Here is a 13,012-nt window from a genome sequence, read left to right as displayed (position 1 = left end):
CCTCTACTTTATCATCTTGAGAATGAAAAAAGTAGTGAGTACTCTCTCCCGTCGGAGATTTCTTCACTACTAATCTTAGTATGTTTTTGTCGTTTTTACCAATTCAAGCACTAACATCACGAGAGCGATAACAAAGTTACCAGCTACAAACATGAGTGTTAATACCTCAAAGGTTGACAAGCTAAGACTTTCGACGTGAGAGTTTTGAAACGATATTTTTCAAAACTCGAGCTAGTGCGAGCCCTAGACAAATCTTATAGGATTTGTCGTTGCCAGATGAGTAAGTTCACTTACCAGCTGGCTTGGGCTAGCCCTTCTGTTAGATTTTGATGATTTGCCCATAGGCACCACCTACCTTTCAGAAATTAGAGCCACCGTCTTTACTTTTCTGCAAAAACTATTATAGCATATTTAATAAAGAATTGTAGTCCAATTTATACATCAAAAAACCAGCCTACTTGGGCTGGTCTTCTTGTAGTCGCTCTTTAAGGCGACGACGGTATAAAATCTGCGAAGGAATGAAATAGAGAAAACTTGCCAGAATAATCCAGCGCTTGTCAATTCCACTAAAGTAAATCACCAAAATCAAGGTGAAAGCCACCGTTAGGTAGAAAAAATGATTGGTCAGTAAGTTTTTCATGGCACACCTCCACATCTAATTCACTTTTAGTATATCAAAATAGACACAAAAAGTATAGAGGGCTAGCGATTTTTGGTATCTAATACAATGGTCACCGGCCCATCATTGACCAGGCTGACCGCCATGTCCGCCCCAAAAACGCCCACTTCAACGGGCACAAAGGCTGACAGGGCTTGGTTAAAGGCATCGTAGAGTTGGCTGGCTAGGGCAGGAGCTGCCGCTCCTGTAAAGGCAGGGCGGTTGCCTTTTTTTGTATCCGCAAAAAGAGTAAATTGGGAAATGGATAAAATCTTGCCCGCCACATCTTGAACAGACTTGTTCATCTTACCTGCCTCATCTGCAAATATCCGCATATTGACAATTTTCCGAACAGCATAGTCCAGGTCTTCCTGTGTGTCATCTGGCCCCACACCGACTAGGAGCAAAAGTCCTTGTTCAATTTGCCCATGGATACTTCCTTCGATGGTCACACTGGCCTGCGACACACGTTGTAGTATAATTTTCATCTTATCCGTTGGTCCTTTTCACTGAGTAAACTTCTGGCACCGACTTGATCTTGTCCACCAGACTGGTCAAGGTTGCCAGGTTAGAAATACCAAAGGAAACATGGATAGTCGCAAACTTCATATCCTTGGTTGGCTGGGCATTGACCGAAGAAATGTTCTTGCTAGCATTGGTCAAGACCTTGAGGACATCGTTGAGCAACCCTGAGCGGTTAAGGCCGTAGATATCAATGTTTGCCATGTATTCCTTGGTAGAGTTTTCATCCTCCCAACCGACATCAATCAGACGAACATCATAGTTTTCCTGACTCTTGAGGTTCATACAGTCCACACGGTGAACCGCAACTCCACGTCCCTTGGTGATGTAGCCGACAATCTCATCGCCAGGTACTGGATTACAACATTTGGCAATCCGAATCAGCAAGCCTGATGCCCCTTCAATGACCACGCCACCTTCGTGACGGATTTTCAAACTATCTTTGTTGTCGTGTTTGACTTCGCCACCGTTGACCAATTCATCCGCGACAGCTTTGGCCTTAGCTCGCTCGGCCTCACGGCGTTCTTTCTCGGTCAGGCGATTAAAGACGGACACGGCAGAGATTTCCCCAAAACCAACCGCTGCATAGAGAGCCTCATCGGTTTTATAGCTGGTCTTTTGCAGGACCTCGTCCATGTGGCGACGGTCCAGGTATTGGTTGGGAACGTAGCCGTTTTCTTGGAGCAGGTTCTGGAGCATTTCACGCCCCTTGGAGACGGAAAGTTCCTTGTCCTGGTTCTTGAAAAACTGCTTGATTTTGTTGCGGGCCTTGTGGGTCTTTACAAGATTGACCCAGTCACGACTTGGACCGAAAGAGTTGGCAGAAGTGATAATTTCCACCTGGTCACCTGTCTTGAGCTTGGTCGTCAGAGGCACCATGCGACCGTTGACCTTGGCACCTGTCGCCCGCTCACCGACCTTGGTATGAATTTCATAGGCGAAGTCAATGGGTACGGAGTCCTTTGGCAATTCACGCACCGCTCCATCTGGCGTAAAGACGTAAATCCGCTCGGTGAAGATGTCCTCTTTGACCGAATCAACGAAGGATTGGGCATCTCCTGCCCCTTCTTGAAGTTCAATCAGATTGTTGATCCAACGCAGCTCTTTTTCAGAAGCAGTTGCCTTGCCACCACGCTTGTAGGCCCAGTGAGCCGCAACCCCGTACTCTGCTACCTGATGCATTTCCACCGTCCGAATTTGAAACTCAATCGGTCCCTTTGGTCCATAAACCGTCGTATGGATAGACTGGTAGCCATTGGCTTTTGGACTGGCAATGTAGTCCTTGAAGCGACCGGGCATAGGCTTCCAGAGTTCATGAATGTAACCCAACATAGCATAGACATCGCTTGGTGTATCCATCAAGCAACGGATTGCTGTCAGATCATATAGTTCGTCAAAACGCTTTTTCTTGTCATGCATCTTTCGATAGATGGAGTAGATATGCTTGGGACGACCGTAGATTTGACCAGTCAGATGACGTTCCTCTGTATATTCTCTCAACTTGTCGACGACTTCATTGACCAACTCTTCCCGTTCACGTCGTTTTTCCCTCATCATGTGGGTAATCTTGTAGAACTCAACTTCATTGAGGTAACGGAAGGACATATCTTCCAATTCCCACTTGATAGAAGAAATACCCAGGCGGTGGGCAAGGGGAGCATAGATTTCCATCGTTTCACGTGAAATCCGTTCCTGCTTGTCCTTGCGCAAGTGCTTAAGAGTCCGCATGTTGTGAAGTCGATCTGCTAGTTTAACCAGAATCACCCGCATGTCTTGGGACATGGCAATCAGCATGTTGCGGTGGTTTTCAGCCAACTGCTCCGCATGAGATTTGTACTCGACCTTACCTAACTTGGTCACCCCACCGACAATATGGCGAACCTCTGGACCAAATTCAGCCTCCATATCATCCAAGGTTACATCCGTATCTTCAACCACATCATGTAAGAAACCACAGGCTACGGTTACCGCATCTAGCTTGAGCCCTGCCAAAATCCCTGCTACTTGGATAGGGTGGACAATATAGGGTTCACCTGACTTGCGAAACTGTGTCTTGTGTGCTTCCGTCGCAAAATCCAAGGCCTTCTGAACAAAAGCGACATCTTCGGCTGGAAGGTAGGTAGCAGTCAGCCCAACAACCTCTTCTCCTGTAAAATTGATTTCCTTCATTTGTTTCTCTCCCTAACTATTTCCTATTATTTTACCATTTTCACTGGAAAAGAAAAAGGAAAGCGGCAATTCATCCATACTATATCATTCAAAATGACGATAAACAAAGAAAACTAACCAAACATTTTTTAGTCATCGTTCGTTTTTTGTTGTTTTTCTGAAAATTTTTCTTTATTTTTCTTTTGTTTTTTCGTAGAAACTGTTGATGTTTTCGTTTTCAATATGTATAATATTCTTGAGATTATATCAAATGGAGGTTCTCATGAAATTTCGTTTTAGTAAGTGTGCCCTAGCCCTCAGCCTAGCTTTACTGGCTAGCACCAACACCGCCCTTGTCTCTGCCCAAGAAGCCAGCACAGATACTCCTGTTTTAAAGACTGAAACAGAAACCAGTAGCTCTGTAGCAACCAGCCAAGCCGAAGCAACGACTGGTGAGGTTGCCACACCGACAACTACCGAAACTACAGCCGGTGAGGCTGCCACGCCAACTACAGAAACCACTGACCAGCCTGTTACACCAGTAACAGAAGAAGCTGCTCCTGTTGTAGAAACCAGCAATACTCCAGTTAACGACACAACAGCTAGCCCTGTTACAGCAACACGCGCAGCCGCAACGGAAACAACAACTCCTGTCGAAGGCCAATCTGTCGATGTCCGTATCCTAGCAACAACGGACCTCCATACCAACTTGGTCAACTACGATTACTACCAGGACAAGCCTGTTGAAACCCTTGGTTTGGCCAAAACTGCTGTCCTAATCGAAGAGGCAAAAGCTGAGAATTCAAACATTGTGCTTGTAGATAATGGTGATACCATTCAAGGAACACCGCTTGGAAACTACAAATCCATCATCGATCCAATTGAAGAAGGCGAACAACATCCTATGTACGCTGCCTTGGATACGCTGGGCTTCGATGCTGGTACACTTGGAAACCACGAATTCAACTATGGTCTAGACTATCTCCGTAAGGTGATTGCAACTGCGGGTATGCCTCTTCTTAATGCCAACGTTTTACATCCTACAACCAAAGACTTCCTCTACCAGCCTTATACCATCATTGACAAGACCTTTACAGATACGACTGGCAAGGCTGTCAGCCTGAAAGTCGGAATCACAGGAATTGTTCCGCCACAAATCCTCAACTGGGACAAGGCTTATTTGGAAGGCAAGGTCATCGTGCGCGATGCGGTTGAAGCAGTTCGTGACATCGTTCCTGTTATTCGCGAAAATGGAGCTGACATCGTTCTAGTCCTTTCTCACTCAGGTATCGGTGATGACCAGTATGAAGTCGGCGAGGAAAATGTCGGTTACCAAATCGCCAGCCTAGCTGGAGTTGATGCGGTCATCACAGGCCACTCCCACGCAGAATTCCCAGGAACTGCCGAAAAACCAAGCTTCTATGCTAAATATGCTGGCGTGGACGACACAAATGGTAAAATCAACGGTACTCCTGTGACCATGGCTGGTAAATACGGTGACCACCTCGGCGTTATCGACCTCAACCTGACCTACACCGACGGTAAATGGACCACAACTTCTAGCAAGGCTGCTATCCGCAAGATTGACACCAAGTCATCTGTGGCAGACAGTCGTATCATTGACCTCGCTAAAGAAGCTCACACTGAAACCATCAACTATGTTCGCCAGCAAGTCGGTGAAACAACGGCACCAATCAACAGCTTCTTTGCCCTTGTTCAAGACGACCCTTCTGTACAGATTGTAAACAATGCTCAAATCTGGTATGCTAAACAGCAACTAGCAGGAACGCCTGAAGCTGATCTGCCAATCCTTTCTGCAGCAGCGCCTTTCAAGGCTGGTACTCGTGGTGATGCAAGTGCTTATACTGATATTCCTACCGGTCCAATTGCTATCAAGAACGTAGCAGACCTTTACCTCTATGACAACGTTGTCGCGATCTTGAAAGTCAACGGTGCCCAACTCAGAGAATGGTTGGAAATGTCAGCAGGTCAGTTCAACCAAGTAGATCCAAGCTCAACAGAGCCACAAAACCTGGTCAATACAGATTACCGGACTTATAACTTCGATGTCATTGATGGCGTAACCTATCAATACGACATCACCAAGCCAAACAAGTACGACCGTAGTGGTAAGGTGGTCAATGAAACAGCCAGCCGTGTCCGCAACCTTCAATACAATGGTCAGGCTGTCACAGACGAGCAAGAATTTATCGTTGTGACCAACAACTACCGTGCTAGCGGTACCTTCCCAGGTGTCAAAGATGCCTCTGTCAACTACTTGCTCAACCTAGAAAACCGCCAAGCTATCATTAACTATATCATCTCAGAGAAGGTTATCAACCCAACAGCAGATAATAACTGGACCTTTACAAATAGCATCAAGGGCTTAGACCTCCGTTTCTTGACAGCCGATCGCGCAAAAGACTTGCTAGCGGATCAAGAAGGTCTGGTTTACCTCCAAGCCTCTACTGAAAACGAAGGATTTGGCGAATTCAAATTTGTCTACACTGAGCCAAAAGTGGTAACACCTCCAACTGGTCAAACAGATACCAATACTAACTCAGCTACAGGTCAAACTGGTGTTCAAATCACACTGCCATCTGGTCAGGTCATTACCCTTCCCGCAGACAAGCCAGCGACACCAGCACCAAAACACAAACTTGCTACTACAGCTAAGACAAACACTTCCTCCGCAACAACTCAAACAGGGCAGAAAACACTCCCTGCAACTGGTGAGGCAAGTTCTATGCTTAGCCTGATTGGTTTCAGTTTGATGGGCCTTGTCGGTGCTTTCCGCAAGAAAAAAAATAGTAAAAATGTGTAAGAGTTTGGCTAGTCCAAACTCTTCTTTAAAAAGGAAACCATGTTTCAAACCTTCCCTACTCTAAAATCTACCTCCTTCCAACTTCGGAAAATCGAGGAAACAGACCTCGATGACCTGTGGGAAATCTATTCCAATCCCATTCACTTTCAGATGACACCCAACACTTCCACTCAAAACAAAGAAACCCTCCGAAAACGCATTGGGCATTTCCAGAGGGATTTCAATAAGAAGAAATGCTTATTCTTGGGCTTGGAACATCAAGGGAGATTGATTGGCGTTTTGGAAGCTTTCGACCACAAGAAACGGTCTGCGTCGGTAACCATTGGCTATCGGATTCATCATGCCTTCTGGAATCAGGGTCTAGCTAGTCAGGCAGTCAGCCTGCTCTGCCATTTCCTAATAGAAGAATGTCAGATAAAAGCAATCGTTGCCTTTGTCCTGCCAGAAAACCGAGCCTCTCAGAAGGTGCTACTGAAAAATGGTTTTCAACAGAGTGGGCAAATCGAGGAGGTCTGGAAGGGCTTGGGGCAAGTCAGTCTGTTAGAATTTGAACGAAAATAGTAAAAACCAGGGAAATCCTGGTTTTTCTTATGCAAAGTAGCTCCAAACAACCGCGATAAGAATGGCAGGCAACATATTGGCCACGCGAATCTTTTTGTCCCAGATGATATTGACACCGACACAGAAGATGAGGGCGGAGCCGATAAAGGAGAGATTAGCAAGGACCTGATCTGTCATCAACGGCTCAATCAAACGTGCCAAGAGGGTAATTGCCCCTTGAAAGAGAAAGACTGGCACTGCTGAAAATCCAGCCCCCTTGCCCAAACTCGAGGTCATAATCAAAATGATAATAAAGTCCAAAATACTCTTAACGGCCAAAAGGCTATAATCTCCTGTCAAGCCGTCTTGGATTGAGCCAATAATGGCCATGGCACCGATACAGACCGTCAGGGAGGCAGTTAGAAAAGCATCTAAAAACTGAGAGTCCTGACCATTACCTGACTTTTCTCGGAGCCAGATACCCAAGCGCTCAAACCAACCTTCTATATGAAGCACTTCTCCTAAGAAAGTACCGAAAGCTAGACTGAGTACAAAGAGCATGGTGTTCTGGCTGACCAGCTGACCATTTTCTACTCTTAAAAGACCAGTCAGCGTTCCTGAAATCCCTAAAAAGAGAATGGCAACACCGCTAGCTAGTGTTAGCCCAGACTGATGCCGTGCTTTCAGCAAATGACCGATCCAAGACCCTAGCACACCTGCTAGGGCAATGGCCACCGTATTGATAATCGTTCCTAGTGCGAACATGGACTACCTCAATAATTCCGTTGCGTAGCTAATAGCAGAAAGTGCATAGAGGGGAGCTGTTTCTGCTCGAAGGATGCGAGGACCAAGGCCTGTCTTGACAGCTCCTGCTCCTTCAAAAGCTACAACTTCCTCAGGCGACACCCCGCCTTCTGGACCGATGATAACCAGAACTGATTGGCCAGCTTCTAAGCCAGACAAGATTTTCACTAGATTGGCTTGTTCGCCTTCTTTGGCAGCTTCTTCGTAGGCTAAGATAATCTGGTCAAAACCTGCCAGCTGGGCTAGGAAATCCGCTTTTTTCTCAAACAAGTAAACAGCTGGAATCCGATTGCGTTTGCTTTGCTCGGCTGCTCCTTGGGCGATTTTTTCTAGCTTTTCTGCTTTTTTTGCCAGTTTTTTACCGTCCCATTTGACCACAGACCAGTCAGCTGGAAAGGACCAGAGGGCTGTCATACCCAATTCCGTTGCCTTTTGAGCGACAAACTCGAGCTTATCTCCCTTAGGAAAGCCCATGGCAATAGTAACGGAAACAGGTAATTCGACATTGTCTGTCAGTTCTTCGATGATTTCAACAGATTGGCTTTGGCTGTCCACTACACGCGCCAAGCGTTTGATACCATCGTCAAAGACCAGGACAATCTGATCATCTGCCTGCAAGCGCATGACGGAAAACATGTGCTTGGTGGTGTCCTTATCGCTAATCTGGAACACGCCCTGCGGTGCTCTGCCATTGACAAAATACTGCTGCATCCTAGCCTCCAATCACACCTGAGCGGTCAGCCGTCTTCTTAAAGACGCAGCAATTCCACTCGCCCTGAATCATGTGGGTCTCAAGGAAGAAGCCAGCCGCTTCCGCAGATGCTCGCACCATGTCCCACTTGTCCGCGATGATGCCACTCATAATCAGGTAGCCCTGATCCTTGACCAGACGGTAGGCATCCTCGGTCAGATGGATGAGAATGTCCGCCAAGATGTTGGCAACGATGACTTCCGCCTCCATGTCAATGCCACGAAGCAAATCGCCCGCGGCAACATGAATATTGCTAGTATTGGCGTTAAGGTCAATATTTTCCTGAGCTACACGCACCGCCACCTCATCCAAGTCATAGGCGTAAATCTCCTTGGCACCCAAGAGGGAGCTAGCAATGGAAAGGACGCCTGAACCTGTGCCGACGTCGATGACCGTTTCGCCACCACGCAGGACCTGAGAAAGAGCAAAAAGGCTCATCTTAGTGGTCGGGTGGGTTCCCGTACCGAAAGCCATACCTGGATCCAGGCGGATAATTTTCTCACCTGCAGTCGCCTCATAGTCCGTCCAAGACGGCACAATAGTCAAATCGTGGGTAATGCGGGCTGGTTCATAGTATTTCTTCCAGTTGTCCGCCCAGTCTTCCTCTGCCAGTTCCTGACTTTCTAGGCTGACCTGACCCGTTTCCAAGCCAAAGCCTGTCAACTCCGCCAAGCGAGTCGCCAAATCTGCCTTAACTTCCTCAATATCTACAGTATCAGGATAATAGGCCGTAATCGCAATCATATCTGACTGCTCCACCTCGGGATAGAGTTCACCAAAACGGTCCTCCTGTCCCACATAGTCAGCCGAGTCGCTAATAGCCACTCCCTGACTGCCCGTTTCAATCATCAGATTTGAAACTGCCTCTTCTGCATCACGATGCACGTGAATCGTTAATTCTTGCCATGAGTTCATGTTTGTTTTCCTTTTCTTTTCTATGCGTCAATCACTGTATTATTGTACCGATTTCTAGCCCATTTTACAAGTTAATGTTACGCAATGGAACCCTAATAATACTTTTTCGAAAATTTTCTAATCGCACTGCGAATAAACATGTGTAGGAAAGTTTGAAACGGTGGTTCCAAGTTTCTGAACGGAGGTGATGCCCATGAAAGTGGACAGCAAATCTGCTAGAAAGGAGGAATGCTTTTGTCCGTAGCTGATGGACTGATTGTCATGTTCACATTCGCAAGTCTACTTGTTGAAATGCTGAGCTTGATAATCGTCATCATTTTAGCTATTCGAGATAAAAAATAACCGTCAGCAAACTTTGACACAGTTCTGACGGTTATTTAATCTAACGAACTGAACCACCGTTTAGCGGTCCTACTGGGCGTTGAGCTGGAACTCAACGCCTTTTCTATTTTTATAATAGCAAAAATTTCGCCTGCAGTCAAGCAAGAAGGAAAACGGAACGTCAAATAGAATCTATTACCCTCAATTCTATACCAACTGCACCGTACTGTTCTAATTGTTCTCGTGAATAGTAAACTTCCATATCTTCTGGTTTCGCCTCTCTGATACTGCTTTGCGTATACCCACAAGACAATAAATCTAGTTCTTTGTATAACTGAGCAAAATTATCAAATATGTGAAGATCTAATACTTGCACCTCGATCGTTTGCGTCTGATTTTCTGTACAATAAAAACGGATGTGATCTCCAATTTGTATATGCTTGCGCTTCTCATCATAAAGTCGTAGCTCAATGGTCTTCTGACCAGACTTCATCATTTCAAAAGGTTTTGGAGCCAGTAACATTTCATGAACCATCTCAATACCTCGGATATGGGTAAAATTCCCCTTCCACCAAGTCTGCTCTGCCTTTTTCAAAAGCCTCTCCGTCCCAAGCAATCGCAAATTCTTGGGCTTCTGGGTCCGCCAAAAAGTCCATGAGATCATCTAAACCTTGGTCGGCGGTGTCCTTGAGAAAGCCTGCGAAATAGGTCAGAAACTCTGCTGAAAAGCCCTTCTTGGCGTCAAATGGCAGAGCGACCAGGTAGTCTTCCTCATCAAAGCGAGACTTGTCCTGATTGTAGAAAAGGACATACTCCTCCAAGAAAATATCCTCAGAAGACGCATTGCCTTCGTCGTCCACCGTTTCAATTCCAGCCGCATTTTGCGCTTCCAAGATAAAAGCCAACTCAACAGCATGGTTTTTCTTGTCCCAGTTGAGTTCATAATCGTAGGTAAAATGTTTATCCAGTGCTGCTTCCAGCACATCTAAAAAGCCATGTTTTGCCATATCAGTCCTCTTTCGATTTTGTGTTATAATAAGTGTACCATAATAAGTCTCTGATGAATAAATAAAAGCTGAAGATTCATTTCTTCAGCTTTTATTTATATCCATTATGCATATGCAAATGAGCCAAAAATAGTTCCGAGGAGCATTCCTAATATCGTCATTCCAATAGCCACAATTATCATAATAGTCCCATGTTCTTTATCCCCTCTACTCCGAACAAGATAGCCCATAATGACCCCTATTGTACCAGTAACAATCGGAATAAACAACAGAGCTAGTACTATGGTAATCCAGCCTACTATTTTATAACGTTTTGTTTTATCATTAACATCAGTCGCGTTAGATACTCTAGACTGTACTTGTTTTACAACATAATTCCCTTCTGTGCCATATACTTCAACAAATTCACCTTCTATCGGTAAAAATTGAAAATACTTTCTTTCTATAGTCAAAAGACTGCCGTCTTCCTTACCTAGGTAAACAACATCCATTGTATTTTTTATCACTTTATATTGATTAATCATTTTACAACTCCAATCTAAATCTAATTAATGAACAACATTTTCCGCAGTAAATTTAAATCTCTTAGAATCAGCTTAAGGAACGACAAATTCCAATACACAGTAGCAAACAGCTTAGTTTCTATAGCTAATGAACTCATTGAAAACTCGAAATTTTTCTTTTCAATTTATCTCTCTATATACGTAATAAATGCAGTATAGAATGTTTCCGTTGCATTTCTTACTGAACCAAACTTAGGACCAACATAGGTCGAATAAACTTCATTGTTTGCTTGATATTGAATTCCCAAAATTTCAACTTTCGGATTATTTAAATACAACTCTAATTGTTTTGAAAATTCAATACTATCCTTAGAGGTAAATACAAATAGTTTTTTCATTCTTACTCCTCATTGTTATTTGAATTCAACAAAGCACTATGGTGCTCTACGTGATTTTGAGATTTTTCTGCTGACTGACGTTTCTTCTCCTCATTATCCTTGAAAGATGTGATAATAATGCCAATGAAGGTAAAATTCAAAAGCAATAGTGGAGATGATGGATTTTTCAAAAGTAACAAGAACAAAATAAGCTCAATAAAAATTAATAAACACATAATTGTCTCCTAGTATCGAATCACTCTGGATGAAATAACTACTGGATAGTCATACCCTTCTTCATCCTTCAAAATTTCTACCACTATTTCTGCTATGGTACCATCTCGCCAATTTTCTACATCATTCTCTCTAGCATACACACTATAGCCCGCAATTCGGCTAGTATCAGATTTTAATATAATGCTGAAATTTATATCTGAAGGTACATAGTCCGGTGTTGACATCCATAAATCCCGATGAAAGGCCTCTACTTGAAGTCTAAATAGCTGTCCATCAATCAATTCTCCATCATTTTCTCTCCTTGATAGTTCCTCGACCGTTATATCTACAGGCTCTTTTGAGACTTTAATACCGCTTGTTGTTTGAACTCTGTAATAAAAATCATCATCAGACGTTGGTGGAACTTGACCGCCAACAATCCTATCTCGTGTTGAATCAGACGGGTCTACAAAATTAGGAAAAGATGGTGAATTGATTTCCATTACTGTTCCTTTAGGGTATATTTGCAACACAGCTGATGGTCCATTAACCGAACTAAGCAACATTGAAACTCGATTACCATACACTACCAGCTTATCTAAAGTAGAATCATCAGAAACAAGTCCATTCTCATTGAATTCCAACTCATGTCCATATCCATTTCTCCAAAGACCTCTAAGACTTGCAAAATTATACTGGGCTAGCTCCTGAATATTAATAGAGTTATCTGAACTTGGTATCGTCTCTGTATCATCCGTATCTTGATAGCCTTGTGTTACAGAACTAGTTGTCGGTGTTACAGTTGTTGAACTACTAGCCGATATTGCCGTACTACTTGATTGTTCAATGTCAGTACTACTGCTATTCGTTCTACTGTTAGTGTTTTTTTCAACAGAACTTGATTCTGACTGATTTATATTTGTTTGCGAAGTGTCTTCATTAGTCCCAACCTCTAAAACAAAGAATGGAACTATTATTCCCATAAAGAAAACCAAAAATATTACTAGCCACTTCTGCCGGCTTAACAAAGACAAGATTGGGTTCACTGAACTTACTACAGGTAGAATGACATACTTACTTTCATCGTAATAAATTTGAACAACTTCATCTTCTTTTGGAATAGTTTCACAAAGAGAAATTGGTATCTCTATGATATTTTTTTCATTTTCTAATAAATAGATGGTCTCCTCAGTTATACGCCATACCTGATATTGTTTTTCCATACTAACAAACCTACTCTCCATATGTTAACGATTGCTCTACTTATCAATACAAAAGTTCTCACCTAGTCTAATCAATCTTTTCAAAAAGTCCAAATATAAAGATACTGTAACTATTGAACTGCACCCCAAAAGTTAGACAGAAAAAATCTAACATTTGGGGTGCTATTTTTATGAAATTGAGCTATGAAGACAAAATCGAAATC

Annotated in this window: 15 protein-coding genes; 2 read left to right on the top strand and 13 right to left on the bottom strand. The window is 43.7% G+C overall.

From position 1 onward, the window contains the following. Window positions 1-75 precede the first annotated feature (75 nt). The 4 genes from RFK25_RS10340 to RFK25_RS10325 all read right to left on the bottom strand — a co-directional run bounded on the left by RFK25_RS10340 (window position 76) and on the right by RFK25_RS10325 (window position 3,349). Complete coding sequence (locus RFK25_RS10340) at window positions 76-153, bottom strand: hypothetical protein (protein WP_237656722.1); 78 nt, start codon at window positions 151-153, stop codon at window positions 76-78. A 301-nt stretch (window positions 154-454) separates the two neighbouring features. Further along, entirely contained in the window at window positions 455-640 is a 186-nt protein-coding gene (locus RFK25_RS10335; protein WP_024407687.1) for a hypothetical protein, read from the bottom strand. 62 nt (window positions 641-702) lie between these two features. Further along, window positions 703-1,146: a D-aminoacyl-tRNA deacylase gene (gene dtd / locus RFK25_RS10330; protein ID WP_332413330.1), complete on the bottom strand. Its 444-nt coding sequence runs from the start codon at window positions 1,144-1,146 to the stop codon at window positions 703-705. A gap of 1 nt (window position 1,147) precedes the next feature. Further along, entirely contained in the window at window positions 1,148-3,349 is a 2,202-nt protein-coding gene (locus tag RFK25_RS10325; RefSeq protein ID WP_172099176.1) for a RelA/SpoT family protein, read from the bottom strand. Between the two features lie 262 nt (window positions 3,350-3,611). Between RFK25_RS10325 and RFK25_RS10320 the strand changes: the two genes are divergently transcribed. Beyond that, the gene (locus tag RFK25_RS10320; RefSeq protein WP_332413328.1) at window positions 3,612-6,152 is read left to right on the top strand and encodes a bifunctional 2',3'-cyclic-nucleotide 2'-phosphodiesterase/3'-nucleotidase; all 2,541 of its coding nucleotides are present in this window, start codon (window positions 3,612-3,614) and stop codon (window positions 6,150-6,152) included. 39 nt (window positions 6,153-6,191) lie between these two features. Then, complete coding sequence (locus tag RFK25_RS10315) at window positions 6,192-6,713, top strand: GNAT family N-acetyltransferase (protein WP_332413327.1); 522 nt, start codon at window positions 6,192-6,194, stop codon at window positions 6,711-6,713. Between the two features lie 27 nt (window positions 6,714-6,740). Here the strand turns inward: RFK25_RS10315 and RFK25_RS10310 are convergent, their stop codons facing one another. From RFK25_RS10310 to RFK25_RS10270, 9 genes are all read right to left on the bottom strand, one after another. Then, complete coding sequence (locus RFK25_RS10310; protein WP_332413326.1) at window positions 6,741-7,457, bottom strand: DUF554 domain-containing protein; 717 nt, start codon at window positions 7,455-7,457, stop codon at window positions 6,741-6,743. A 3-nt stretch (window positions 7,458-7,460) separates the two neighbouring features. Continuing rightward, complete coding sequence (locus RFK25_RS10305; RefSeq protein ID WP_332413325.1) at window positions 7,461-8,207, bottom strand: 16S rRNA (uracil(1498)-N(3))-methyltransferase; 747 nt, start codon at window positions 8,205-8,207, stop codon at window positions 7,461-7,463. A gap of 1 nt (window position 8,208) precedes the next feature. After that, the gene (gene prmA, locus RFK25_RS10300; protein WP_332413324.1) at window positions 8,209-9,162 is read right to left on the bottom strand and encodes a 50S ribosomal protein L11 methyltransferase; all 954 of its coding nucleotides are present in this window, start codon (window positions 9,160-9,162) and stop codon (window positions 8,209-8,211) included. Window positions 9,163-9,664: 502 nt separating this feature from the next. Next, window positions 9,665-10,018: an ASCH domain-containing protein gene (locus tag RFK25_RS10295; RefSeq protein WP_172019968.1), complete on the bottom strand. Its 354-nt coding sequence runs from the start codon at window positions 10,016-10,018 to the stop codon at window positions 9,665-9,667. A 1-nt stretch (window position 10,019) separates the two neighbouring features. Further along, window positions 10,020-10,490, bottom strand: a complete 471-nt coding sequence (locus RFK25_RS10290; protein ID WP_332413322.1) for a DUF3013 family protein — start codon at window positions 10,488-10,490, stop codon at window positions 10,020-10,022. Window positions 10,491-10,594: 104 nt separating this feature from the next. Next, the gene (locus RFK25_RS10285) at window positions 10,595-11,014 is read right to left on the bottom strand and encodes a zinc ribbon domain-containing protein (protein ID WP_332413321.1); all 420 of its coding nucleotides are present in this window, start codon (window positions 11,012-11,014) and stop codon (window positions 10,595-10,597) included. Between the two features lie 164 nt (window positions 11,015-11,178). After that, window positions 11,179-11,391 carry a hypothetical protein gene (locus tag RFK25_RS10280; protein WP_105106741.1) on the bottom strand — a complete coding sequence of 71 codons (213 nt, stop codon included), beginning with the start codon at window positions 11,389-11,391 and terminating at the stop codon, window positions 11,179-11,181. 2 nt (window positions 11,392-11,393) lie between these two features. Continuing rightward, a complete protein-coding gene (locus tag RFK25_RS10275) occupies window positions 11,394-11,606 on the bottom strand; it encodes a hypothetical protein (protein ID WP_172088062.1) in 213 nt (70 codons plus the stop codon). A gap of 9 nt (window positions 11,607-11,615) precedes the next feature. Then, window positions 11,616-12,809: a hypothetical protein gene (locus tag RFK25_RS10270; RefSeq protein WP_332413317.1), complete on the bottom strand. Its 1,194-nt coding sequence runs from the start codon at window positions 12,807-12,809 to the stop codon at window positions 11,616-11,618. Between the last annotated feature and the right edge of the window lie 203 nt (window positions 12,810-13,012).

It is taken from the genome of Streptococcus sp. SS-4456, from assembly GCF_036680365.1.
GTDB lineage: Bacteria > Bacillota > Bacilli > Lactobacillales > Streptococcaceae > Streptococcus.
Note: the sequence above shows the minus strand (reverse complement) of the source record. Positions and strands in the feature narration are given on the sequence as shown.

What these genes read in the sequence shown, in the direction of transcription:
- RFK25_RS10340 (WP_237656722.1), bottom strand. Translation starts at nt 153, where the DNA reads ATGTTTGTAGCTGGTAACTTTGTTATCGCTCTCGTGATGTTAGTGCTT.
- RFK25_RS10335 (WP_024407687.1), bottom strand. Translation starts at nt 640, where the DNA reads ATGAAAAACTTACTGACCAATCATTTTTTCTACCTAACGGTGGCTTTC.
- dtd (WP_332413330.1), bottom strand. Translation starts at nt 1,146, where the DNA reads ATGAAAATTATACTACAACGTGTGTCGCAGGCCAGTGTGACCATCGAA.
- RFK25_RS10325 (WP_172099176.1), bottom strand. Translation starts at nt 3,349, where the DNA reads ATGAAGGAAATCAATTTTACAGGAGAAGAGGTTGTTGGGCTGACTGCT.
- RFK25_RS10320 (WP_332413328.1), top strand. Translation starts at nt 3,612, where the DNA reads ATGAAATTTCGTTTTAGTAAGTGTGCCCTAGCCCTCAGCCTAGCTTTA.
- RFK25_RS10315 (WP_332413327.1), top strand. Translation starts at nt 6,192, where the DNA reads ATGTTTCAAACCTTCCCTACTCTAAAATCTACCTCCTTCCAACTTCGG.
- RFK25_RS10310 (WP_332413326.1), bottom strand. Translation starts at nt 7,457, where the DNA reads ATGTTCGCACTAGGAACGATTATCAATACGGTGGCCATTGCCCTAGCA.
- RFK25_RS10305 (WP_332413325.1), bottom strand. Translation starts at nt 8,207, where the DNA reads ATGCAGCAGTATTTTGTCAATGGCAGAGCACCGCAGGGCGTGTTCCAG.
- prmA (WP_332413324.1), bottom strand. Translation starts at nt 9,162, where the DNA reads ATGAACTCATGGCAAGAATTAACGATTCACGTGCATCGTGATGCAGAA.
- RFK25_RS10295 (WP_172019968.1), bottom strand. Translation starts at nt 10,018, where the DNA reads ATGGTTCATGAAATGTTACTGGCTCCAAAACCTTTTGAAATGATGAAG.
- RFK25_RS10290 (WP_332413322.1), bottom strand. Translation starts at nt 10,490, where the DNA reads ATGGCAAAACATGGCTTTTTAGATGTGCTGGAAGCAGCACTGGATAAA.
- RFK25_RS10285 (WP_332413321.1), bottom strand. Translation starts at nt 11,014, where the DNA reads ATGATTAATCAATATAAAGTGATAAAAAATACAATGGATGTTGTTTAC.
- RFK25_RS10280 (WP_105106741.1), bottom strand. Translation starts at nt 11,391, where the DNA reads ATGAAAAAACTATTTGTATTTACCTCTAAGGATAGTATTGAATTTTCA.
- RFK25_RS10275 (WP_172088062.1), bottom strand. Translation starts at nt 11,606, where the DNA reads ATGTGTTTATTAATTTTTATTGAGCTTATTTTGTTCTTGTTACTTTTG.
- RFK25_RS10270 (WP_332413317.1), bottom strand. Translation starts at nt 12,809, where the DNA reads ATGGAAAAACAATATCAGGTATGGCGTATAACTGAGGAGACCATCTAT.